A 20,710-nucleotide genomic window follows, 5' to 3' on the forward strand; every position below is an offset into this window, starting at 1 on the left:
CGAACGCGGTGTTCGCGGGCAGCGTGCCGTACCTGAAGCTGGCGGGCGTGGTGCTGTGCGGGTGGCAGATGGGCCGCGCGCTGGTGGCGGCGCACGCGAACCGCGCGAGCGACCCGGCGTTCTTCGATGCGAAGATCGCGATCGCGCAATGCTATGCGGAGCACGTGCTGGTGCAGGCGGGCGCATTCGAAGCGTCGATCGTCGGCACGAAGGGCAACGAGGGCGTGCTCGCGTTGACGGAAGACCAGTTCTGATTCCTCCACGCATCCGGTGAAACGAAAAAAGGCGCCCCGAGGGGCGCCTTTTTCATGCGCGGCTGCCTGCATTGCTGCAGGCAGCCGCGGCTTATGCGTATGCCGGGCGCGTCTGACCGGCCACGTCCTTCAGGTAACGATGCACCGACAGGTCGTCGGCCTGGATCGCGGGCATCTTGCCCGAGATCAGGTCTGCGAGCAGCTGGCCCGAGCCGCACGACATCGTCCAGCCGAGCGTGCCGTGGCCGGTGTTCAGGAACAGGTTCGACACCGGCGTGCGGCCGACGATCGGCGTGCCGTCCGGCGTCATCGGGCGCAGGCCCGTCCAGAACGTTGCCTTCGACGTGTCGCCGCCGCCCGGGAACAGGTCGTTCACGCACATTTCGAGCGTTTCGCGGCGCGCGGTGCGCAGCTTCTTGTCGAAGCCGACGATTTCCGCCATGCCGCCGACGCGGATGCGCTGGTCGAAACGCGTGATCGCGATCTTGTAGGTCTCGTCGAGCACGGTCGACACGGGCGCGGCCGCTTCGTTGACGATCGGCGCGGTGATCGAATAGCCCTTCAGCGGATAGACGGGGATCTTCATCAGGTTCGAGATGAAGCTGGTCGAGTACGAGCCGAGCGCGACGACGTACGCGTCCGCGCGCACCGTCTCGCTGCCGCACTGCACGCCGGCGATCTTGCCGCCCGCGATTGCGAGTGCATCGATCGGCGTGTTGTAGCGGAACTTCACGCCAAGCGATTCGGCGAGCGCTGCAAGGCGCGTCGTGAACAGCTGGCAGTCGCCCGTTTCGTCACCCGGCAGGCGCAGACCGCCCGTCAGCTTGTGCGAGACGGCGGCAAGCGCCGGTTCGGCTTTCTTCAGGTCGGCCGGCGACAGCAATTCGAACGGCACGTTCGCTTCCTGAAGGACGGCGATGTCCTTCGCCGCGCCGTCGAGTTGCTGCTGCGTGCGGAACAGTTGCAGCGTGCCGCCCGTGCGGCCTTCGTACTGGATGCCGGTATCGGCGCGCAGTGCCTGCAGGCAGTCGCGGCTGTATTCGGCGAGGCGGACCATGCGGCCCTTGTTGACCGCATAGCGCTCGGCCGTGCAGTTGCGCAGCATCTGGTACATCCACTGGAGCTGGAAGCGCGTGCCGTCGAGGCGGATCGCGAGCGGCGCGTGCTTTTCGAACATCCACTTGACGGCCTTCAGCGGCACGCCGGGTGCGGCCCACGGCGCGGCATAGCCGGGGGAGATCTGGCCTGCGTTAGCGAAGCTCGTCTCGAGCGCCGGGCCGGCCTCCCGGTCGATCACCGTGACTTCATGACCGGCGCGCGCGAGGTAATACGCGCTTGCCACGCCCACCACACCGCTGCCCAGAATGACGACTCGCATAGCTGCTCCAGATGGAAGGGACCAGATCGAGGCCGGGCGCACCTGCGTCTCCGTGTAACCTCTAGCTGATCTAGTTTTTTGCGCTATGGTATTGTCGAATGTGTAGGTTTTGTTATCGTATTTTTCAGGTTTTCAGCATAAACAAATGAGAACGCAACGTCAGCCCGTACGCTCGCTCGACAAGCTCGACCGACGCATCCTGAAACTGCTCCAGGACGACGGCCGGATGGCGATGAAAGACCTCGCGGAACAGGTTGGACTGACCGTCACGCCGTGTATCGAGCGTGTACGGCGCATGGAGCGGGATGGCGTGATCACCGGCTATCACGCGCGGGTCGACCCGCACCAGCTGGATGCCGCGCTGCTGGTATTCGTCGAGATCACGCTCGGCCACAAGGGCGGCAACATGTTCGAGCAATTCCGCCGGGAAGTGATGAAGATCGACGAGGTGCTCGAGTGTCATCTCGTGTCCGGGGATTTCGACTACCTGATCAAGGCGCGGATCGGCGAGATGGCCGACTACCGGAAACTGCTCGGCGACATCCTGCTGCAGTTGCCCGGTGCCGTGCAGTCGAAGAGCTATGTCGTGATGGAAGAAATCAAGGAGACGCTGACGATCGCGGTGGGCGACTGACGCGCCTGCGGCAGGCTGTCGGGCCCTTTATCCCGCCCTTGGCATGCTGCGCCCAATACTGTATAAATGTACAGTATTGGGCGCAGGCGAATGGGTGGGTACATGGACGATCGATCCGACAACGAATTTCCGGTAGCGCCGCCCGTGCCCCGCAAGGGGCGCGGTGCGGTCGACAACCTGCAGGGGCGATACGAAATCGCGCAGCGCGAAGCGGTCGACGACGGCTGGACGCACGAGTCGGACGATACCGATTTCCCCGCGCCGCTGCGCACGCAGGTCTTCGAGGAGCGTGCAAAGAGCATCCTGACGCACAACCAGTCGCCCGACATTCCATTCAGCGTATCGCTCAATCCGTATCGCGGCTGCGAGCACGGCTGCATCTATTGCTTCGCCCGGCCGACGCACAGTTATCTCGGCCTGTCGCCGGGGCTCGATTTCGAAAGCCGCATCTATGCGAAGGTCAATGCGGCCGAATTGCTCGAGCGCGAGATCTCACGCAAGCGTTACGTGCCGGAGCCGATCGCGCTCGGTGTCAACACCGATGCCTACCAGCCGGTCGAGCGCGACCTGCGCATCACGCGCAGCGTGATCCAGGTGATGCACGATCGCGGGTTGCCGTTCGCCGCGATCACGAAGTCGTCGCTGATCGAGCGCGATCTCGACCTGCTCGCGCCGATGGCCGAACGCGGGCAGGTGATGGCGGCAGTCACGATCACGACGCTCGATGCCGATCTCGCGCGCACGCTCGAGCCGCGCGCGGCAACACCGGCGCGCCGGTTGCGCACGATTCGTGCACTGAGCGAGGCGGGCGTGCCGGTCGGCGTGAGCATTGCGCCGATGATTCCGTTCGTCACCGAGCCCGACATGGAGCGCGTGCTCGAGGCATGCGCGGAAGCCGGCGCGACGTATGCGAGCTACATCATCCTGCGGCTGCCGTGGGAAGTCGCACCGCTGTTCAAGAACTGGCTTGCCGCGCATTTTCCGGATCGCGCGGAGCGCGTGATGAACCGCGTGCGCGACATGCGCGGCGGGAAGGACTACGACTCGGATTTCTCGAAACGGATGAAGGGCGAGGGGATCTGGGCCGACCTGCTGCGGCAGCGCTTCCGCCAGGCCGTCAAGCGGCTCGGACTGAACGAGCGCACGAACGGCATTCTCGATCTGTCGCAGTTTCGCGGCGCGCCGGCTGCCGCGGCGTCGGTGCCGCGCGTTGCTGGTCGTTCAGCCGGCACGCGGTCGGCGCAGCCACGCGACGACATGCAATTGAACCTGTTCTGACCGGCGTGCTAAACCGGCGCGGGGCGCCGGGTGCGTAGTGGGCGTTACGCTTACTGCGAAATCTGCTTGGCCGCTTCGACCTGCGATTCGAAATACGTCTGGAACGACAGCGCGAGCGCGGTCATCAGCAGGAACGCGCCGATCAGCAGCGAGAAGATCACCACGAAGATCACGGTCCAGCCCGACTTGCTTTGCTTGCCCGTCTCCGCATTGAATTGCGCGTTCCATTTTTCGTCGGGGCGCAGCCCGTAGACGAGCGCGGCGAGGAACGCCGCCAGCAGCGAGATCGCGCCGGGAACCGCGAGCCACCAGCCGAGGCCGGCGCTGCGCTGGGTTGCGGCGAGCAGGAGGAAGCCCGGGATGCCGACGATCGTTGCGAGCAGGTGCGCCCAGCCGAACACGTCGCGGAAGCCATACAGATAGAAGCGGTGCGCGCCGAGCGATCCGAACAGGAACGCGAGGGCGGCGGTGAGCGTCTTGGAGCGAAAGCGGCGGGACGGTGCGGTGCTGCTGGACATGGATGGCGGCGTATTGTCGTTGGCATGGGCGGCCGGCGGGCCGGCGCGGGCGTGCGGCCCGGCACGCATTCTACGATGCCCGGTCGGGCCCGGTCACCCCTGTCCTGCGTCAAGGTGCCGCATAGGTCACGCGGTAGATCGCGCCCGCGTAGTCGTCGCTGATGAGCAGCGAGCCGTCCGGCAGCGGCAACACGTCGGTCGGGCGTCCCCATACCGTGCCGTCGGCCCGTAGCCAGCCCGTGACGAACGGGGTCTGGCGCGCCTGGCTGCCGTCCGCCGAGACGACGACGCGCATCACGCGGTAGCCGACCTTCGTGCTGCGATTCCACGAGCCGTGTTCGGCGATGAAGATGTTATTGCGATACGACGCCGGAAACATCGGCCCTGTATAGAAGCGCATGCCGAGTGCTGCGACGTGTGCGCCGAGTTTCAATACGGGCGGCACATAGCGGCGGCATACGTCGGCGCTGCCGAATTCGGGGTCGGGTGTGTCGCCGCCATGGCAATACGGGAAGCCGAAGTCGAGGCCGGCGCGTGGCGCGCGGTTCAGCTTGTCGTCGGGCACGTCGTCGCCCATCATGTCGCGCCCGTTGTCGGTAAACCAAAGCTCGCCCGAATCGGGATGCCACGCGAAGCCGACCGTATTGCGTACGCCGCGGGCGACAACCTCGCTCCCGCTGCCGTCCGCCTTCATGCGTGCGATGATCGCGTAGCGGCTGCGATCGGCGAGACAGACGTTGCATGGTGCGCCGGTCGGTACATACAACTTGCCGTCGGGGCCGAACGCGATGAATTTCCAGCCGTGATGGTGTTCGGTCGGCAGCGCGTCGGTGACGACGGCGGGGGCGGGCGGCACGGCGAGCCGGTCGTCGATATGATCGAGACGCAGGATGCGCGATACGGCGGATATATAGAGTGCGCCGCCACGGTAAGCGACGCCGACGGGCATGTCGAGCCCGGACGCGATCACGTAGCGCGCGCTGATCTGGCCCTCGTGCATCACGAATGCATGCACGCGGCCTTCCCGTGTGCCGACATACAGGATGCCGCGCGGCGACCACGCCATTTCGCGGGCGGTCGGTACCGCATCGGTCAGCACTTCGACGTGGAAGCCGGGCGGCACGACGAGTTCGCTCACCGGCAACGGCGCGGCAAACGCCGGTGCGGACGCGAGGCAGGCAAGGCCGGCAAGCAGCGCCGCAAAACGGTGCTGCACGCGGCGCATCGAGGCGGCGCGAAGGGGCGGCATGACGGTGTGGAACGTCCCGGACACGACGATTGTATGCCCGGCGGACAGGCCGTCTCCGGATTTTTTCCGCGTAAGTGTTTGTTGTACCTCTGGTTTCCGGCTATAATCGCGTGTTTCAGTAGTTTCGAACCCGGTTTTCCCGAAGGACATCATATGGTTATCATCCGTCTGGCTCGTGGCGGCTCGAAGAAGCGCCCGTTCTACAACATCGTTGCTACCGATTCGCGCAACCGTCGTGACGGCCGCTTCATCGAACGCGTCGGCTTCTACAACCCGGTCGCTACGAAGGGCGAATCGCTGCGTATCGCTCAGGATCGTCTGACGTACTGGCAAGGCGTTGGCGCGCAACTGTCGCCGACCGTCCAGCGTCTCGTGAAGGAAGCGCAAAAGGCGCAACCGGCTGCCTAACATGGCACGGTGTGCCGGTCGTGCCGGCTTTGAGGTGCATTAATGGCGGGTCACGATTCCGGTAATGCAAGGCGCGGGCGTGCGTCGTTTGGCGCATTCGTCCGCAAGCCGGTCGAGCGCGACGTTGTCGCGAACGCCGGTCAGGCTGCCGAGCAGGACAGTCTCGAAGTGGCGCAGGCCTGGCCCGACGATGCCGTCGAGGTCGGGGCGGTGGTCGACGCCTATGGCCTGAAGGGTTGGGTCAAGGTGGCGACGCATGCCGACGCCGGTCGCGGTGGCGATGCGCTGCTCAAGGCGCGCCACTGGTGGCTGGAACGCGGTGCGGAGCGGCTTTCCGTCCGCATCATGCAGTCGAAGGCGCACAGCGACACCGTCGTTGCGCAACCCGCGGGCGTCAGCGACCGCGATGCCGCGTTCGCTATGCGCGGCTTTCGCGTGTTCGTGCGCCGGGAAGATTTCCCGGCATTGGCCGCGGACGAATTCTATTGGGTCGACCTGATCGGTCTCGACGTCGTCAACGAGCAATCGGTGGCACTCGGGAAGGTGAGCGGGATGATCGACAATGGCGTGCATTCGATCATGCGTGTCGAGTATCCGGCGACCGGCAAAGACGGTCAGCCGACCACCGACGAGCGGTTGATTCCGTTCGTCGGCGTATACGTCAAAACGGTGGATCAGGCGGCGCGTCGCATCGTCGTCGACTGGGAAGCCGATTACTGAAATGAACCAGGTTACCGAGAGCGCGGTGCAGTTCGACGTCGTCACGCTCTTTCCCGAGATGTTCCGTGCACTGACCGACTGGGGGATCACCAGCCGGGCCGTCAAGCAAGGGCGCTTCGGGCTGCGCACCTGGAACCCGCGTGATTTCACGACGGACAACTACCGCACGGTCGATGATCGTCCGTACGGCGGTGGTCCGGGCATGGTGATGCTGGCCAGGCCGCTCGAAGCCGCGATCGATGCCGCGAAAGCGGCACAGGCGGAACAGGGGATCGCGAGCACGCGTGTCGTGATGATGTCGCCGCAGGGCGCGCCGCTCACGCACGATCGTGCGGTGCGGATGGCGCAGGAGCCCGGTGTCGTCGTGCTGTGCGGCCGCTATGAAGCGATCGACCAGCGCCTGCTCGATCGTTGCGTCGACGAGGAAATCAGCCTCGGCGATTTCGTCCTGTCCGGCGGAGAATTGCCGGCGATGGCGATGATGGATGCGGTCGTGCGGTTGCTGCCCGGTGTGCTGAACGATTCGCTGTCGGCCGTGCAGGACAGTTTCGCTGACGGCCTGCTCGACTGTCCGCACTACACGCGCCCGGAGGAATACGACGGCGTGCGCGTGCCGGACGTGCTGCTCGGCGGGCATCATGCCGAGATCGAGCGGTGGCGGCGCCAGGAAGCATTGAGAAATACGTTGCGGAAGCGGCCGGACCTGATCGTCCGGGCGCGCCGCGAGAAGTTGTTGAGCCGTGCCGACGAGGCATGGCTTGCGAACCTCGCACGCGAAGCGAAGGACGCCTCCTGAGGCGGCTGCGCGAGCGGGAATTGGCGGTGTCGTGCATGCGTGTACGGCGCCTGATGTGAATCCATCCTCTATCGGGGCCAGGCCTGGAAGCAGGCGGGTGCCAACGCCGACACGATGGCAAAAGGAGTCAGTAATGAATCTGATCGCAAAACTTGAGCAGGAAGAAATCGAGCGCGCGCTCGCCGGCAAGACGATCCCCGAATTCGCCCCGGGCGATACGGTTATCGTGAACGTGAACGTGGTTGAAGGTAACCGCAAGCGCGTTCAGGCTTACGAAGGCGTCGTGATCGCGATTCGCAGCCGTGGCCTGAACTCGAACTTCATCGTCCGCAAGATCTCGTCGGGCGAAGGCGTCGAGCGTACGTTCCAGACGTACTCGCCGCTGCTGGCAAGCATCGTCGTGAAGCGCCGCGGTGATGTGCGTCGTGCGAAGCTGTACTACCTGCGCGAGCGTTCGGGCAAGTCGGCTCGTATCAAGGAAAAGCTGGTGTCGAAGGATCGCACCGCAGCAGCTTCCCAAGAGTAAGAGCTGTAAGGAAAAAGCACCCAACCGGGTGCTTTTTTCATTCTGGCGCGAGAATATGCTCGATACAACACGAACCCGAGAGCTCCATTGAATCGCCGCCCCATCATCGATCCCGAAGTCCTGCCGGTCGAAGGCACCGGCGCCGGCCTGCCGGCCATCGATTCCCGACTGATGACGCCGTCCGGCCTGCGCGATCGTTTCGCGCGCACGCTCGAATGGAGCGTCGAGCCCGGCGAAGCGAAGCTGCAGGAGGGCGTCGATCCGCGTAGCGCGGCCGTTCTCGTGCCGTTAGTCGTCCGCGAGTCTGGCCTCACCGTGCTGCTGACCCAGCGCGCCGACCACCTGAACGACCACGCCGGACAGATCAGTTTCCCCGGCGGTCGTCGCGAACCGTTCGATCGCGATGCAACCGCAACCGCGTTGCGCGAGGCGAAGGAAGAGATCGGGCTGGCCGACGAGCGTGTCGAGATCCTCGGCGCGTTGCCCGACTACCTGACCGGTACGGGCTTTTGCGTGACGCCGGTGGTCGGCCTCGTGCATCCGCCGTTCACCGTGCAGGCCGACACGTTCGAAGTGGCCGAGATTTTCGAGGTGCCGCTCGCGTTCCTGATGAATCCCGCGAACCATCAGGTCCGTGTGTTCCGCTGGGAAGGCGGGGAGCGTCGTTTTTTTGCGATGCCCTATCCGAATGGCGAACCCGGCGGGCATTACTTCATCTGGGGCGCAACTGCCGGCATGTTGCGCAATCTGTACCGCTTCTTGGCCGCCGGCTAGGCGCACACGGCGTCTGGGGCGCGCAGCCGGTCGCCGGGCGACCGCGCCGGCAGCCATCCGGTGCTTACGCTGTGCTATCGTTATGCAAAAAATGACATAACTCCGAAGACGGCGCCACGCATGACTTTCTTTTCGGTTCTCCTCGCCCTCATCATCGAACAGGTCCGCGCGTTGTCGCCGAACAATCCGGTGTTCGCGCTGTTCCAGTTTCATGCGGAAACCGTCGCGCATGGTCTCGACGCAGGCAAGCAGAAGCATGGCATCCTCGCCTGGCTCGCGGTCGTGCTGCCGTGGGTGCTGATCGTCGCGCTGATCTATTTCCTGCTGTACAAGGTGAGCTTCGTGCTCGCCTTCATCTGGAACGTCGTCGTCGTGTATTTCACGCTCGGCTTCCGTCAGTTCAGCCATTACTTCACCGACATCCACCTCGCGCTCAACAACGACGATGTGCCGCGGGCGCGTGAAATCCTGCACGAGTGGACAGGCATCGACACGGTCGACATGCCGGTCGGCGAAATCGTCCGCCATACGCTGATTCACGCCGTTGTCGCCTCGCATCGCCACGTGTTCGGCGTGTTCTTCTGGTACGTGCTGCCGATCGGCCCGGCCGGTGCCGTGCTGTACCGGATTTCCGAATACCTCGCGCGCAGCTGGTCGACGCCGGGCGACGAGCGCACGGCGGCCTTCTCGACGTTCGCGCAGCGTGCGTTCTTCGTGATCGACTGGATTCCCGCGCGATTGACCGCGCTCGGCTTCGCGATCGTCGGCAATTTCGAGGACGCGATCTATGCGTGGCGCAACCACACGCGCCAGTGGCCCGATCCGAACGACGGCGTCCTGCTGGCAGCCGGCAGCGGAGCGCTCGGCGCACGCCTCGCCGGGCCGCTCGCGGAGCCGTCGAGCCTGGATGCACTGGCAGTTGGCGACAGCGGTCCGCTGACGGTCGGTGACGATTGCACGCCGCGTACGCTGCAATCCGCGGTTGGGCTCGTCTGGCGCGCGGTGATCCTGTGGATGATTCTGCTGCTGATGCTGACGCTCGCCGTCTGGGTGTCGTGACGGGGCAGTGCGGTATCCGATGAAAGGCAGAAGGCCGGCTTGAAGCCGGCCTTTTTGCTGTGGGTCAGTCGTCTAGCGGGTCGCGTACGGCGCCGCATTGCCAGCACGCGGTGAATTGGGCTTCGAGCGCCTCGCCGCACTGCCGGCAGCGCCACGGCGCGGCGCCGGCCGACGGGCCGTGTGACGCGGCATCGAGGAGCCGGCGCGCGAGTGCGTCGTCGCGTTCGTCGTCGAGCCACAGTTCGGGCGTGCACGCGTCGGCGGGCAGGCCGCCGAGAGCGCCGGTCGCGTAGCAGTTATGCAGCTCGCAACCGATGCCGGCCACCTGAAGCACGTTGGCCCAATGCTGCGCGGTCGCGAGATCGGGTGCCTTGAAACGCATCGCGGCTCCTGTCGATGAAAGCCGGCCCGGATGGCACCGGCTGGCCGCCGCGCGCGCCGCGCGATCAGCGGACGATCTGGCTCGCCTCGTGCACGAGCTGCGCATACAGCGCATGCCGCGACGGTGCGATGCGGCCGTCGGCGACGGCTTCGAGAATCGCGCAGCCGGGTTCGTGCAGATGATGGCAATTATAGAAACGGCAGTCGGCAAGCAGCGGCCGAAACTCCGGAAAGGCGCGCTCGAGACGGCCTTCCGTCAGGTGGTAGAGGCCGAATTCCTGGAAGCCCGGCGAATCGATCAACGCGCCGCCGCCCTCCAACGGGTAGAGGCGCGTGAACGTCGTCGTATGACGGCCGCTGTTGAGCGCGGCCGAAATCTCGCGCGTGGCGGCTTCGGCATCGGGAACGAGCAGGTTCACGAGCGTCGACTTGCCCATCCCGGACTGGCCGAGCAGGATCGTCGAATGGCCGGCGAGGTGCGGCATCAGTTGTGCGCGTGCGTCGTTGGGCGAGCCCTTCACCGACAGCTCGAGCACGTCGTAGCCGAGGGCGCGGTAGGGCGCGAGGCGCTCGCGCGCGACCGGCAGCGCGGCTTCGACGTCGATCTTGTTCAGCACGACGAGCGGCTTCAGCGCGTTCGCCTCGGCGGCGATCAGCGCGCGGCCGAGCAGGTCCTCGCTGAAGTAGGGCTCGGTTGCGAGCACGATCAGCAATTGATCGAGATTGGCCGCGAACAGCTTCGACTTGAACTGGTCGGAACGGTACAGCAGGTTGCGCCGTTCGCCGATCTCGACGATGACGCCCTGGTCGGCTGATGCGAGTTCGTATATGACACGGTCGCCGACTGCGATATCGCTTTTCTTGCCGCGCGGGAAGCACTGCAGCATCGGGCCGCCATCGTCGGGTGCGACGATGTAGTGGCGCCCGTGCGCCGCGATCACGCGGCCTTCGACCCGTTGCGCATTCGACGCGCGCGAGGCCGGCTTGCGGGAGGTCGGCCGGCTCATGCGTGCTGCATCAGGCGGTCGATCCGCTGCGATGCCGGCGGATGCGAGTAATAGAAGGCCGTGTAGACGGGGTCGGGCGTCAGCGTCGACGCGTTGTCCTCATAGAGCTTCACGAGTGCGCTGACGAGATCCTGTGCGTCGGTCTGGCTGGCCGCGAATGCGTCGGCCTCGAATTCGTGCTTGCGCGACGTGAGGCTGCCGAACGGCGTTGCGAAGAACAGGAACACGGGAATCGCGAGGAAGAACAGCACGAGCGCGGCACCCGCGTTGCTCGTGTCGAGCGACGGCGTGACGCCGAGCCCCGTATAGAACCACGTGCGTTGCGCCAGCCAGCCAAGCAGCGCGAGCAGCACGAGGCTCAGCACGAACGATACGAGCATCCGCTTCATCACGTGACGGCGCTTGAAGTGGCCGAGTTCGTGCGCGAGCACGGCCTCGATTTCCTGGCCGGACAGGCGCGCGAGCAGCGTGTCGAAGAACACGATCCGCTTCGACGCACCGAAACCCGTGAAGTACGCGTTGCCATGCGCGGAGCGGCGGCTGCCGTCCATCACGAACAGCCCCTTCGCCGCAAAGCCGCAGCGCTTCATCAGCGACTCGATGCGCGCGCGCAGCGCGTCGTCCTTCAGCGGCTCGAACTTGTTGAAGATCGGTGCGATGAAGGTCGGGTAGATCAGCAGGACAAGCATCTGGAACGCGACCCAGACGATCCAGGTCCACAGCCACCACAGGCCGCCGGCCTGGTTCATCAGCCACAGCACGACGAACAGCAGCGGCAGGCCGAGCGCGGCGCCGAGCAGCGAGTTTTTCAGCATGTCGGTGAAAAACAGCCGCTTCGTCATCCGGTTGAAGCCGAAACGCTGTTCGATCCCGAACTGGCGGTAATACTCGAACGGGACGTCGATGACGCTCGTGATCACGAGCACCGCAGCGACGAGCGCGACCTGTTGCCCGTAGCCGCGGCCGAGCCAGCCGGTGAGCAGCGTGTCGAGTGCGCCGACGCCGCCGAGCAGCGTGAGGCCGATCAGCACGGCCGCGCTGACGACGATTTCGAGCATCGTCAGCCGGGTGCGCTCGACCGTATAGTCGGCCGCGCGCTGGTGGGCGGTCAGCGGGATGGTTGCGCTGAACTGCGCGGGCACGCCGTTGCGGTGCGCCGCGACGAAGCGGATCTGCCGCGACGCGAGCCACAGCTTGGTGACGACCATCGCGAGCACGGCGAGCGCGAACAGCAGGGTGAACGAAAAGGGTGACATCGAAGGCGCCAAAGGGTTCTATGCGAGAATTATATGTTCTTGCGGACCGGCCCCGCTGATGCGATGCCGCCCGCCCGGGCGGCGCCGCGCGCCGTCCGCCATTTTCCAGGATGACTCATGACCGATACCGCCGCTTCCACCAGCCAGCCCGCGCTCGTGCGCAACGAGTTGAACCTCGTCTGGCTCGACATGGAGATGACGGGCCTCGACCCGGATAACGACCGCATCATCGAGATCGCGGTCGTCGTGACCAATTCCACGCTCGATATCGCCGTCGAAGGCCCGGTGTTCGCGATCCACCAGAGCGACGAAACGCTCGCGAAGATGGACGACTGGAACAAGTCGACGCACGGCCGCTCGGGCTTGATCGACCGCGTGCGCGCGTCGACCGTGACCGAAGCGGAAGCCGCCGAGCAACTGCAGGCCTTCCTCGCGCAGTACGTGTCGCCCGGCAAGTCGCCGATGTGCGGCAACTCGATCTGCCAGGACCGCCGTTTCATGGCGCGCTGGATGCCCGAATTCGAGCGGTTCTTCCACTACCGCAACCTCGACGTCAGCACGCTCAAGGAGCTGTGCCGACGCTGGCAGCCTGCGATCTACAAGGGCTTCCAGAAGCGGGCGATGCACACGGCGCTCGCGGACATCCACGAGTCGATCGACGAACTGAAGTACTACCGCGAGCATTTCCTGATTCCAGCCGCGTCTGCTTCGGCGGGCGAGTCCGCGCCGGCCGCCTGAGCGGGCCGGCACGCGCTTAGCGCGGTGCGCGCTGAGCGCTTTTCGGCCGGAACGCCGCGACCACCGCGGCGTCGGTCTCGATGTACGGGCCGCCGATCAGGTCGATGCAGTAGGGCACCGCAGCGAAGATGCCGGGCACGGTCGACTTGCCGTCGGCATCGCGCAGCCCTTCGAGCGTTTCCCGGATCGACTTCGGCTGGCCTGGCAGGTTGATGATCAGCGCCGCATGGTCGGCCGTCTCGCGGATCACCGCGACCTGCCGCGACAGGATCGCGGTCGGCACGAAATTCAGGCTGATCTGCCGCATCTGTTCACCGAATCCCGGCATTTCCTTCGTCGCCACGGCCAGCGTGGCCTCGGGCGTCACGTCGCGGCGCGCGGGGCCCGTGCCGCCCGTCGTCAGCACGAGGTCGCACCCCGCGACGTCGACGAGCTCGGCGAGCGTGGCGGAGATCGTGGGCGCATCGTCCTGGATCAGGCGCGTCTCGGCGCGCCACGGTGATACCAGCGCGCCGGCGAGCCATTCCTGCAGCGCGGGAATGCCTTTGTCCTCGTAGACACCCGTGCTCGCGCGGTCGCTGATCGACACAAGGCCGACGACGAGCTCGTCCGGATGGTTACGCTTCGTCGTCGTCATGGTCGTCTCCGGCGTCGTCCGCCGCTTCGTCGTCCGCATTGGACGTGCCGCCAGCGGTCTTGATCCACTGGAACAGCTCGCGGAAATAGCGCGGCGGCTTGCCTTGCTGCGCTTCCTTGCGTGCGTTGCGGATCAGCGTGCGGCCTTCCTGGATATCTGCTTCCGGGTGCTGGCGCAGGAATTCGGTCAGGGCGTCGTCGTTCGCGAGCAACTGTTCGCGGGTGCGTTCGATCCAGTGCAGGCGGGCCGTCGCGGCCTTGTTCACGCCGCGTTGCGCGTCGAGCGCGGTGCGCAGCGCCGCCGTCTCGTCGTCGGTCAGCGAGCGCATCACGCGGCCGACGTACTGGAGCTGGCGGCGCTTGCCTTCGTGATCGGTGATTCGGCGGGCCTCGCGCACGGCGTCGGCGAGGCTTTCGGGCATCGGCATGCGTTTCAGCGCGTCTTTCGGCAGATCGACGAGTGCCTGGCCGAGCACCTGCAGCTCGTGCATCTCGCGCTTCAGCTGGGATTTGCTGGGGCGATCGTAGCCATTGTCGTCGTCTTCGGCGGCATGCTCGATCGGCTGGATTCGGGTTTTGCGTGTCATGGGCGGCATTGTATCGCGCCGCGGACACCCCAAGCTTGTCGGTGTCCGGCCCCGGACCTTGCTATGATCGCGGGATACGTAATATTTTGAACATGCGGGCGCCCGCCCGCCACCGGATATCTAGACGATGGCAGCCAATCTCGACGTACAAGCGCGCTATTTCCCGCACACGCAGGACCAGCTCAAAGAAATCGCCTCGGACATCCTTCGCCATGCGAAGGCGCTCGGCGCGACGGACGCCGCGACCGAAATCTCCGAGGGCGACGGCCTGTCGGTGTCGGTGCGCCGCAGCGAAGTCGAAACGATCGAGCACAACCGCGACAAGATGGTCGGTGTGACCGTGTTCATCGGGAAGAAGCGCGGCAACGCGAGCACGTCGGATTTCTCGCCGGGTGCGATCAAGGACACCGTCGCCGCCGCGTACAACATCGCGCGCTTCACGGCCGAGGACGAGGCGGCCGGCCTGGCCGAAGCCGAACTGCTCGAAACCGACCCGCGCGACCTCGATCTGTACCACCCGTGGGCGCTGACGGCCGACGAGGCCGTCGAGCTCGCCCGCCGCGCGGAAGACGCCGCATTCGCGGTCAGCCCGCAGATCCGCAATTCGGAAGGCGCGAGCGTGTCCGCCCAGCATTCGCAATTCGTGCTGGCCACGTCGCGAGGCTTCCTGTCCGGCTACCCGTACTCGCGCCACTACATCGCATGCGCACCGATCGCGGGCAGTGGCCGTCACATGCAGCGCGACGACTGGTATTCGTCGAAGCGCAGCGCGATCGATCTCGCGGCACCCGAAGCGGTGGGCCGTTACGCGGCCGAGCGTGCGCTGGCACGGATGGGCGCGCGCCGCCTCGACACCCGCAAGGTGCCCGTGCTGTTCGAGGCGCCGCTCGCGGCCGGCCTGCTCGGCGCGTTCGTGCAGGCGGTGAGCGGCGGTGCGCTGTACCGCAAGACGTCGTTCCTCGTCGACAGCCTCGGCAAGCCGGTGTTCGCACCGCACATCCAGGTCGTCGAGGATCCGCACGTGCCGCGCGCGATGGGCAGCGCGCCGTTCGACGAGGAAGGCGTGCGCACGCGTGCGCGCAGCGTCGTCAAGGATGGCGTCGTCGAAGGTTACTTCCTGTCGACCTATTCGGCGCGCAAGCTCGGCACGCAGACCACCGGCAACGCGGGCGGCTCGCACAACCTCGCGCTGCGCAGCTCGAACACGCAGGCGGGCGACGATTTCGACGCGATGCTGAAGAAGCTCGGCACGGGCCTGTTGCTGACCGAGCTGATGGGGCAGGGCGTGAACTACGTGACGGGCGACTATTCGCGCGGCGCGGCGGGCTTCTGGGTCGAGAACGGCGTGATCCAGTATCCGGTCGAGGAAATCACCGTCGCGAGCACGCTGCAGGAAATGTTCCGGCATATCGTCGCGATCGGCGCCGATTCGATCGTACGCGGCACGAAGGAAACGGGCTCGGTGCTGATCGAGCAGATGACGATCGCCGGGCAGTAAGCGGCGCGCGGCCTCGGCCGCCATCAAACAAAAAGCCCGATCGGCGTGAGCCGGTCGGGTTTTTTTCATGCTGCGTGATGCGTCAGCCGCGCTTGCGCTCGTAGACGACGAACGCATAGCCGAACGTGTTCGGCGCGGCCGCCTGGTGCGCATCGCGCGACGCTTCCTGCCACTGCGCGGCGTCGGGCGCCGGGAACGAGGCGTCCCCATCGAAGTCGGCATCGATCTCGGTGACGACCAGCTTGTCGGCGAGTGCGAGACCTTCCGTGTAGAGCTGCGCGCCGCCGATCAGGAACGCTTCGGGCACGCCGTCGCGCGCGGCGAGCGCCAGCGCATCGGCGAGCGACGTGACCGTGTCGCAACCGTCGAAGCGACGCGTCGCGTCGCGCGTGACGACGATATTGCGACGGCCCGGCAACGGCCGGCCGATCGACTCGTGGGTCTTGCGGCCCATCACGATCGGAGCGCCCATCGTCGTGCGCTTGAAGAAGGCGAGATCTTCGGGAAGTTTCCAGGGCAACTGGTTGTCGCGGCCGATGATGCCGTTGCGGGCGCGCGCGACGATCAGGGTCAACGTCGTCATGTAGGTCGGGGAAAGGAAAACCGGAATGGCGCCGATTCTACCGGAACGGCGGCGCGCGCCGGTTCCGGGTGCGCGCATCCGCTCCTGCACTGCGCGCCGCGACGCTCGAGTCAATGCGTCGCGGCGACGGAATGAATAAAAAGAGTGCCCGCCGGGGGACGGAGCACAAAAACCGTTTCGTGTTGCGAGATCGACGATGCAGGCATCCGATCGATGTGGTCCGGTTTGCTCAAATCAATACGTCATCCTTATCAAATGGATCGGCTCGTGCATCACTGATGCGTACTGCCTTGCGCGGTGCCATCCATCGCGTGCTGCACGTCGCCCGGCTGCGGTGCCGGGAGCGGCATCGGCAATTGAGGCGGCGGGATCTCGTCCCACAGCGTCACCGACGTCCTGCCGGCCGGCAGCGGTTGCGGTGACGACACGGTCACGATGCCGAATCCGTTGCCGTGCTGCGTGCTCGGCGCATTGGCCGCGAGCAGCATGGCGCGATCCGGATTCGTGCTTTCGTCTGCGCGTACGGGCGTGGGCGGGCCCGCGGCCGCGACCGCAATGGCCATCGGCACGAAAGAAAGTAAAAGATGTTTTCGCATGGTCGCTGTCTCCGACGGTTTCCATATTCAGCGAAATGCATGCCATCGCGCCGGGACCGTTGTCGAGACTGCGATTCGTGCTCAAGCGTTGCGAATTGTGTCGGAAAACGTCTGAAAATGTTTCAAGCCTGAAACGAGGGGGCTCGGGAATACTGCGGATTCAATCGATGCGCTTCAAGGATGAAAATCGTCGCAAGTGTTGATGACAGAACGTATCGCTGCGCAGGTGCTATGTGCAGACGATTGACATGCATCGACCTCCTGAGCGATACGGCCGCATCGCTCACCGCGCTGAAATCGGATTGTCGTATTCAGTGCCTATAACTAAGCTGTCTTGATCAAAATAACTGGACGCAAGATAAGCGCCATCATGCGAGGCTTTGTCGTCGCGCATCGGCATGGCGAATCGAGCCGCCTTCGGCTGACCCGATTCGATCCTTTTCGCACGTGATGTGGCGTGCACGGCAATCGTTAGACGGTTGATGAACGGGGTGAGCATATGGGAGCCGATCAGCGGCACGTGATCTACTATTCGCGCGAACCGAACGACGCGTTGCGCGGCCATTTCGACGAATGCGGTTGGCGTGTCGATCTCGCGGAGACCGTGCGAGACGTACGGCGCGTCGTGCAGCATGGTGTCGCAACGGCCGGGCTGCTCGATTTTTCGCCGGGCTTCAAGCCCTCGGACCTGCGCGAACTCGAAACCTGTCTGAGCATTCAGCACATCGGCTGGATCGCGGCGACGCGTCGCGGCCAGTTGCAGGACGCTACGCTGCGCCATCTCATTCGCGACTACTGTTTCGACTACGTGACGATGCCGTACGAGACGTCGCGGATCGTCGAGACTGTCGGTCATGCACACGGGATGGTCGCGTTGACCGAACCCGTTGCACCGCCCGTCGGCGCCGGACGCAGCGAAGGCGAAATGGTCGGGACTTGCGATGCGATGCTCGGGCTTTTCAGGACGATTCGTCGCGTCGCGGCAACCGACGCGCCGGTGTTCATCTCCGGCGAATCGGGTACGGGCAAGGAACTGACGGCGGTTGCGATTCACGAGCGTTCGTCGCGTGCGCAGGCGCCGTTCATCGCGATCAATTGCGGCGCGATCCCGTCGACCCTGCTGCAGGCCGAACTGTTCGGCTACGAGCGCGGCGCGTTCACCGGCGCGAACCAGCGCAAGATCGGCCGCGTCGAGGCCGCCAACGGCGGCACGCTGTTTCTCGATGAAATCGGCGACTTGCCGCTCGAAAGCCAGGCAAGCCTGCTGCGCTTCCTGCAGGAAGGCAAGATCGAACGGTTGGGTGCCCATGTGTCGGTGCCGGTCGATGTGCGCGTGATCTGCGCGACCCACGTGGACATGGAGGCGGCACTGCGCGAAGGGCGGTTCCGCGAAGACCTGTTTCATCGCCTGTGCGTGCTGAAGATCGAGGAGCCGCCGCTGCGCGCGCGCGGCAAGGACATCGAGGTGCTCGCGCGCCACATGCTCGAGCGTTTCAAGGGCGATGCGCATCGTCGCCTGCGCGGCTTTTCCCCTGACGCGGTCGCGTCGCTGTACGGCTATTCGTGGCCGGGCAATGTGCGCGAGCTGATCAATCGCGTGCGCCGCGCGATCGTCATGTCGGAGGGCCGGATGATCACCGCGGCCGATCTCGAGCTGAACGACTTTGCGACGCTCGCGCCCGTTTCGCTGCTGGAGGCGCGCGAGGCGGCCGAACGGCAGGCGATCGAGCAGGCGCTGCTGCGCCATCGCGGCCGTTTTGCGGATGCCGCACGCGAACTCGGCGTGTCGCGCGTCACGCTCTACCGGCTGATGTGCGCACACGGCATGCGCGATCGCGGCGACACGCTGGCAGGGTTTTCGGCGCCGTTGCCGGAGCTTCCTCATCACGCTTGCTAAAATTGGCGGGTACGGCCGCCCTCGCGGCCGAAGGAACCCGCATGAAACAGTATCTCGACCTCGTTCGTACCATTCTCGATACCGGCAGCTGGCAGGAGAACCGCACGGGGATCCGCACCATCAGCATGCCGGGCGCGATGCTGCGCTTCGACCTGCAGCAAGGCTTCCCGGCCGTGACGACCAAGAAGCTCGCGTTCAAGTCCGCGATCGGCGAGCTGGTCGGCTTCCTGCGCGCGTCGCGCAGCGCGGCTGATTTCCGCGCGCTCGGCTGCAAGGTGTGGGACGCGAACGCGAACGAGAACGCGCAATGGCTCGCGAACCCGTATCGCCAGGGCGTCGACGATCTCGGTGACGTGTACGGCGTGCAATGGCGCCAGTGGCCGGGCTACAAGGTGCTCGACGCGGGTGCCGACGCGCAGATCGCCGATGCGACGCGCCGCGGCTTCCGGATCGTCACGCGTTTCGACGAAGACGGCGCGCCGAAGGTGCTGCTGTACAAGGCGATCGACCAGTTGCGCCAGTGCCTGGACACGATCATGGAGAACCCGGCCGACCGCCGCATCCTGTTTCACGCGTGGAATCCGGCCGTGCTCGACCAGATCGCGCTGCCCGCGTGCCATCTGCTGTACCAGTTCCTGCCGAATGCGACGAAGCGCGAAATCTCGCTGTGCCTGTACATCCGCAGCAACGACGTCGGCCTCGGCACGCCGTTCAACCTGACGGAAGGGGCGGCGCTGCTGGCGCTCGTCGGCCGGCTGACGGGCTATACGCCGCGCTGGTTTACGTACTTCATCGGCGACGCCCATATCTACGAGAACCAGCTCGACATGCTGCAGCGCCAGCTCACACGGGAGCCTTACGACAGCCCGCGGCTCGAGATTGCCGAGCGCGTGCCGGAATACGCGAAGACCGGCGTCTACGCGCCCGAGTGGCTGGAGCAGATCGAGCCGTCTGATTTCTCGCTTGTCGGCTACCGCCATCATGAGCCGCTGACCGCGCCGATGGCGGTCTGATCGCGCGATCCGGGCCGCGCGGATGCATCGATCCGCGCCCCGCAGGAAAAAGGCCCGACCGGCTGATACCGGTCGGGCCTTTTTGTTTCACGTTTGCGGCACTTACTGGCGATGCCGCTCTTCGTGACCGCCTTGCGGCGGCGGGTTGCTCGGGTGTGGCGCCTCGACGTGCGGCGCCGGTTGCGGCCGCGCTTCCATGTGCGGTGCGGGCATCGACGGGCGTGGTTCCATGCGTGGTGCCGGTTGCGGTCGAGGCTCCATACGCGGCGCGGGTTGTGGCCGCGGTTCCATGCGCGGCGCCTGCGGTTGCGGGCGCGGCATGTCATGCACGGCGGGGGCCGGCGGACGGTACTCGTTCGCACGTGGCGGCGCGACTTCGCGATGCGGCGCCGGTTGCGCGAATTCGGGGCGAGGTTGCGGCGCAGGGGCCGCTCGTTCCGGTTGCGGTTGCCCATGCTGGGCCGGCGCCTGGAAATCGGGGCGCGGACGTGGCTGCGGAATCTGCGCAGTGTTGTCCAGCCGCGGTTGCGGCAGGGCGCGCAGCGCTTCGTTCCGGCTGCCGGGCTGCGCGCCCTGCGGCGTCAGCACGCCTTCCGGATGCGGCACCGCTGCGCTGCGCACCGGCGGCAGCGCATTCTGTCCCGCCGCGTGGAGCGCGGTCGGCGGAGCAGGGCGTTGACGTTCCATCGGGGTGTGCGGCTGCATCCACGTGGGCGAAGGAGCCTCGGCTGCGTGCGCATTGCCGATGCCCGCCGGACCGTTGTTCGCCACCGGCGGATGCGGGACGCCATTGCCGGGCCCGACTGCTGGATGCGGCATCGGGTTGCCAGGGGCCTGCGGCATGCCGCCGTTGGCGAAACGCGGTGCGCTGGGGTTGTCGCCGTTCGCCGGCCGCGCGACATTCGGCATGCCCGGCATCGGTGC

At 65.7% G+C, this 20,710-nt stretch carries 24 protein-coding genes and 1 pseudogene; 13 read left to right on the top strand and 12 right to left on the bottom strand.

The genetic code is table 11. From position 1 onward, the window contains the following. The coding region (locus G3N93_RS14485) for an acyl-CoA dehydrogenase C-terminal domain-containing protein (RefSeq protein ID WP_206133328.1) at positions 1-254 on the top strand (254 nt) is incomplete at its 5' end. A gap of 91 nt (positions 255-345) precedes the next feature. Here the strand turns inward: G3N93_RS14485 and G3N93_RS14490 are convergent. Further along, positions 346-1,632, bottom strand: a complete 1,287-nt coding sequence (locus G3N93_RS14490; RefSeq protein WP_206133329.1) for a D-amino acid dehydrogenase — start codon at positions 1,630-1,632, stop codon at positions 346-348. Between the two features lie 145 nt (positions 1,633-1,777). On the opposite strand from G3N93_RS14490, the gene G3N93_RS14495 reads away from it, so the two are divergent. Next, on the top strand, positions 1,778-2,266 hold the full coding sequence (locus tag G3N93_RS14495; RefSeq protein ID WP_011351353.1) for an Lrp/AsnC ligand binding domain-containing protein: 489 nt from the start codon (positions 1,778-1,780) through the stop codon (positions 2,264-2,266). A 90-nt stretch (positions 2,267-2,356) separates the two neighbouring features. Beyond that, entirely contained in the window at positions 2,357-3,544 is a 1,188-nt protein-coding gene (locus G3N93_RS14500) for a PA0069 family radical SAM protein (RefSeq protein WP_206133330.1), read from the top strand. Positions 3,545-3,594: 50 nt separating this feature from the next. Here G3N93_RS14500 and G3N93_RS14505 read toward each other — a convergent pair whose 3' ends face one another. Next, positions 3,595-4,062, bottom strand: coding sequence for an NINE protein (locus tag G3N93_RS14505; RefSeq protein WP_206133331.1), 468 nt, complete (start codon positions 4,060-4,062; stop codon positions 3,595-3,597). A 109-nt stretch (positions 4,063-4,171) separates the two neighbouring features. Beyond that, positions 4,172-5,311, bottom strand: coding sequence for a sorbosone dehydrogenase family protein (locus tag G3N93_RS14510; RefSeq protein WP_206133332.1), 1,140 nt, complete (start codon positions 5,309-5,311; stop codon positions 4,172-4,174). 153 nt (positions 5,312-5,464) lie between these two features. On the opposite strand from G3N93_RS14510, the gene rpsP reads away from it, so the two are divergent. From rpsP to G3N93_RS14540, 6 genes are all read left to right on the top strand, one after another. Beyond that, complete coding sequence (gene rpsP / locus G3N93_RS14515) at positions 5,465-5,719, top strand: 30S ribosomal protein S16 (RefSeq protein WP_006476550.1); 255 nt, start codon at positions 5,465-5,467, stop codon at positions 5,717-5,719. A gap of 42 nt (positions 5,720-5,761) precedes the next feature. Further along, entirely contained in the window at positions 5,762-6,439 is a 678-nt protein-coding gene (rimM, locus tag G3N93_RS14520; protein ID WP_174943945.1) for a ribosome maturation factor RimM, read from the top strand. A gap of 1 nt (position 6,440) precedes the next feature. Beyond that, positions 6,441-7,235 (top strand): tRNA (guanosine(37)-N1)-methyltransferase TrmD, encoded by a 795-nt coding sequence (gene trmD / locus G3N93_RS14525; RefSeq protein ID WP_027783884.1) that lies wholly within the window; start codon positions 6,441-6,443, stop codon positions 7,233-7,235. Between the two features lie 133 nt (positions 7,236-7,368). Continuing rightward, complete coding sequence (gene rplS / locus G3N93_RS14530; RefSeq protein ID WP_011351359.1) at positions 7,369-7,761, top strand: 50S ribosomal protein L19; 393 nt, start codon at positions 7,369-7,371, stop codon at positions 7,759-7,761. Positions 7,762-7,848: 87 nt separating this feature from the next. Then, on the top strand, positions 7,849-8,535 hold the full coding sequence (locus tag G3N93_RS14535) for a CoA pyrophosphatase (protein ID WP_206133333.1): 687 nt from the start codon (positions 7,849-7,851) through the stop codon (positions 8,533-8,535). A gap of 120 nt (positions 8,536-8,655) precedes the next feature. Further along, the gene (locus G3N93_RS14540) at positions 8,656-9,594 is read left to right on the top strand and encodes a CobD/CbiB family protein (protein ID WP_174943936.1); all 939 of its coding nucleotides are present in this window, start codon (positions 8,656-8,658) and stop codon (positions 9,592-9,594) included. Between the two features lie 64 nt (positions 9,595-9,658). Here G3N93_RS14540 and G3N93_RS14545 read toward each other — a convergent pair whose 3' ends face one another. The 3 genes from G3N93_RS14545 to G3N93_RS14555 form a co-directional block, all read right to left on the bottom strand. Then, entirely contained in the window at positions 9,659-9,976 is a 318-nt protein-coding gene (locus G3N93_RS14545) for a putative signal transducing protein (protein ID WP_011351362.1), read from the bottom strand. 64 nt (positions 9,977-10,040) lie between these two features. Next, positions 10,041-10,982 carry a ribosome small subunit-dependent GTPase A gene (gene rsgA, locus G3N93_RS14550; protein WP_206133334.1) on the bottom strand — a complete coding sequence of 314 codons (942 nt, stop codon included), beginning with the start codon at positions 10,980-10,982 and terminating at the stop codon, positions 10,041-10,043. Beyond that, complete coding sequence (locus tag G3N93_RS14555; RefSeq protein ID WP_206133335.1) at positions 10,979-12,238, bottom strand: M48 family metallopeptidase; 1,260 nt, start codon at positions 12,236-12,238, stop codon at positions 10,979-10,981. The genes rsgA and G3N93_RS14555 overlap by 4 nt, the downstream gene beginning before the upstream one ends. Before the next feature lie 117 nt (positions 12,239-12,355). Between G3N93_RS14555 and orn the strand changes: the two genes are divergently transcribed. Then, positions 12,356-12,976, top strand: a complete 621-nt coding sequence (gene orn, locus G3N93_RS14560; protein WP_011351365.1) for an oligoribonuclease — start codon at positions 12,356-12,358, stop codon at positions 12,974-12,976. Positions 12,977-12,992: 16 nt separating this feature from the next. On the opposite strand, the gene mog is transcribed toward orn, so the two are convergent. Both mog and yjgA read right to left on the bottom strand, forming a co-directional pair. Further along, a complete protein-coding gene (gene mog / locus G3N93_RS14565) occupies positions 12,993-13,613 on the bottom strand; it encodes a molybdopterin adenylyltransferase (protein WP_046545213.1) in 621 nt (206 codons plus the stop codon). Continuing rightward, a complete protein-coding gene (yjgA, locus tag G3N93_RS14570; protein WP_277396355.1) occupies positions 13,594-14,199 on the bottom strand; it encodes a ribosome biogenesis factor YjgA in 606 nt (201 codons plus the stop codon). The genes mog and yjgA overlap by 20 nt, the downstream gene beginning before the upstream one ends. A gap of 127 nt (positions 14,200-14,326) precedes the next feature. Between yjgA and pmbA the strand changes: the two genes are divergently transcribed. Further along, positions 14,327-15,697 carry a metalloprotease PmbA gene (gene pmbA, locus G3N93_RS14575; RefSeq protein ID WP_206133336.1) on the top strand — a complete coding sequence of 457 codons (1,371 nt, stop codon included), beginning with the start codon at positions 14,327-14,329 and terminating at the stop codon, positions 15,695-15,697. Positions 15,698-15,779: 82 nt separating this feature from the next. On the opposite strand, the gene G3N93_RS14580 is transcribed toward pmbA, so the two are convergent. The 3 genes from G3N93_RS14580 to G3N93_RS14590 form a co-directional block, all read right to left on the bottom strand. Next, positions 15,780-16,280, bottom strand: a complete 501-nt coding sequence (locus tag G3N93_RS14580; RefSeq protein ID WP_174943925.1) for a dihydrofolate reductase — start codon at positions 16,278-16,280, stop codon at positions 15,780-15,782. Positions 16,281-16,552: 272 nt separating this feature from the next. Next, on the bottom strand, positions 16,553-16,876 hold the full coding sequence (locus G3N93_RS14585) for a hypothetical protein (protein ID WP_206122450.1): 324 nt from the start codon (positions 16,874-16,876) through the stop codon (positions 16,553-16,555). Between the two features lie 283 nt (positions 16,877-17,159). Beyond that, positions 17,160-17,396: a hypothetical protein gene (locus tag G3N93_RS14590; RefSeq protein ID WP_241011595.1), complete on the bottom strand. Its 237-nt coding sequence runs from the start codon at positions 17,394-17,396 to the stop codon at positions 17,160-17,162. Between G3N93_RS14590 and G3N93_RS14595 the strand changes: the two genes are divergently transcribed. Together G3N93_RS14595 and G3N93_RS14600 are read left to right on the top strand one after the other, a co-directional pair. Then, positions 17,376-18,773, top strand: coding sequence for a sigma-54 dependent transcriptional regulator (locus G3N93_RS14595; RefSeq protein WP_011351371.1), 1,398 nt, complete (start codon positions 17,376-17,378; stop codon positions 18,771-18,773). The genes G3N93_RS14590 and G3N93_RS14595 overlap by 21 nt on opposite strands. 41 nt (positions 18,774-18,814) lie before the next feature. Beyond that, positions 18,815-19,786 (top strand): thymidylate synthase, encoded by a 972-nt coding sequence (locus tag G3N93_RS14600; RefSeq protein WP_175046542.1) that lies wholly within the window; start codon positions 18,815-18,817, stop codon positions 19,784-19,786. Between the two features lie 102 nt (positions 19,787-19,888). Here the strand turns inward: G3N93_RS14600 and G3N93_RS14605 are convergent. Further along, positions 19,889-20,710: pseudogene (locus tag G3N93_RS14605) on the bottom strand (hypothetical protein); the annotation flags it as partial.

Source organism: Burkholderia sp. Se-20378, from assembly GCF_017104665.1.
GTDB lineage: Bacteria > Pseudomonadota > Gammaproteobacteria > Burkholderiales > Burkholderiaceae > Burkholderia > Burkholderia lata.

What these genes read in the sequence shown, in the direction of transcription:
- G3N93_RS14490 (WP_206133329.1), bottom strand. Translation starts at nt 1,632, where the DNA reads ATGCGAGTCGTCATTCTGGGCAGCGGTGTGGTGGGCGTGGCAAGCGCG.
- G3N93_RS14495 (WP_011351353.1), top strand. Translation starts at nt 1,778, where the DNA reads ATGAGAACGCAACGTCAGCCCGTACGCTCGCTCGACAAGCTCGACCGA.
- G3N93_RS14500 (WP_206133330.1), top strand. Translation starts at nt 2,357, where the DNA reads ATGGGTGGGTACATGGACGATCGATCCGACAACGAATTTCCGGTAGCG.
- G3N93_RS14505 (WP_206133331.1), bottom strand. Translation starts at nt 4,062, where the DNA reads ATGTCCAGCAGCACCGCACCGTCCCGCCGCTTTCGCTCCAAGACGCTC.
- G3N93_RS14510 (WP_206133332.1), bottom strand. Translation starts at nt 5,311, where the DNA reads ATGCCGCCCCTTCGCGCCGCCTCGATGCGCCGCGTGCAGCACCGTTTT.
- rpsP (WP_006476550.1), top strand. Translation starts at nt 5,465, where the DNA reads ATGGTTATCATCCGTCTGGCTCGTGGCGGCTCGAAGAAGCGCCCGTTC.
- rimM (WP_174943945.1), top strand. Translation starts at nt 5,762, where the DNA reads ATGGCGGGTCACGATTCCGGTAATGCAAGGCGCGGGCGTGCGTCGTTT.
- trmD (WP_027783884.1), top strand. Translation starts at nt 6,441, where the DNA reads ATGAACCAGGTTACCGAGAGCGCGGTGCAGTTCGACGTCGTCACGCTC.
- rplS (WP_011351359.1), top strand. Translation starts at nt 7,369, where the DNA reads ATGAATCTGATCGCAAAACTTGAGCAGGAAGAAATCGAGCGCGCGCTC.
- G3N93_RS14540 (WP_174943936.1), top strand. Translation starts at nt 8,656, where the DNA reads ATGACTTTCTTTTCGGTTCTCCTCGCCCTCATCATCGAACAGGTCCGC.
- G3N93_RS14545 (WP_011351362.1), bottom strand. Translation starts at nt 9,976, where the DNA reads ATGCGTTTCAAGGCACCCGATCTCGCGACCGCGCAGCATTGGGCCAAC.
- rsgA (WP_206133334.1), bottom strand. Translation starts at nt 10,982, where the DNA reads ATGAGCCGGCCGACCTCCCGCAAGCCGGCCTCGCGCGCGTCGAATGCG.
- G3N93_RS14555 (WP_206133335.1), bottom strand. Translation starts at nt 12,238, where the DNA reads ATGTCACCCTTTTCGTTCACCCTGCTGTTCGCGCTCGCCGTGCTCGCG.
- orn (WP_011351365.1), top strand. Translation starts at nt 12,356, where the DNA reads ATGACCGATACCGCCGCTTCCACCAGCCAGCCCGCGCTCGTGCGCAAC.
- mog (WP_046545213.1), bottom strand. Translation starts at nt 13,613, where the DNA reads ATGACGACGACGAAGCGTAACCATCCGGACGAGCTCGTCGTCGGCCTT.
- yjgA (WP_277396355.1), bottom strand. Translation starts at nt 14,199, where the DNA reads ATGACACGCAAAACCCGAATCCAGCCGATCGAGCATGCCGCCGAAGAC.
- pmbA (WP_206133336.1), top strand. Translation starts at nt 14,327, where the DNA reads ATGGCAGCCAATCTCGACGTACAAGCGCGCTATTTCCCGCACACGCAG.
- G3N93_RS14580 (WP_174943925.1), bottom strand. Translation starts at nt 16,280, where the DNA reads ATGACGACGTTGACCCTGATCGTCGCGCGCGCCCGCAACGGCATCATC.
- G3N93_RS14585 (WP_206122450.1), bottom strand. Translation starts at nt 16,876, where the DNA reads ATGCGAAAACATCTTTTACTTTCTTTCGTGCCGATGGCCATTGCGGTC.
- G3N93_RS14595 (WP_011351371.1), top strand. Translation starts at nt 17,376, where the DNA reads ATGGGAGCCGATCAGCGGCACGTGATCTACTATTCGCGCGAACCGAAC.
- G3N93_RS14600 (WP_175046542.1), top strand. Translation starts at nt 18,815, where the DNA reads ATGAAACAGTATCTCGACCTCGTTCGTACCATTCTCGATACCGGCAGC.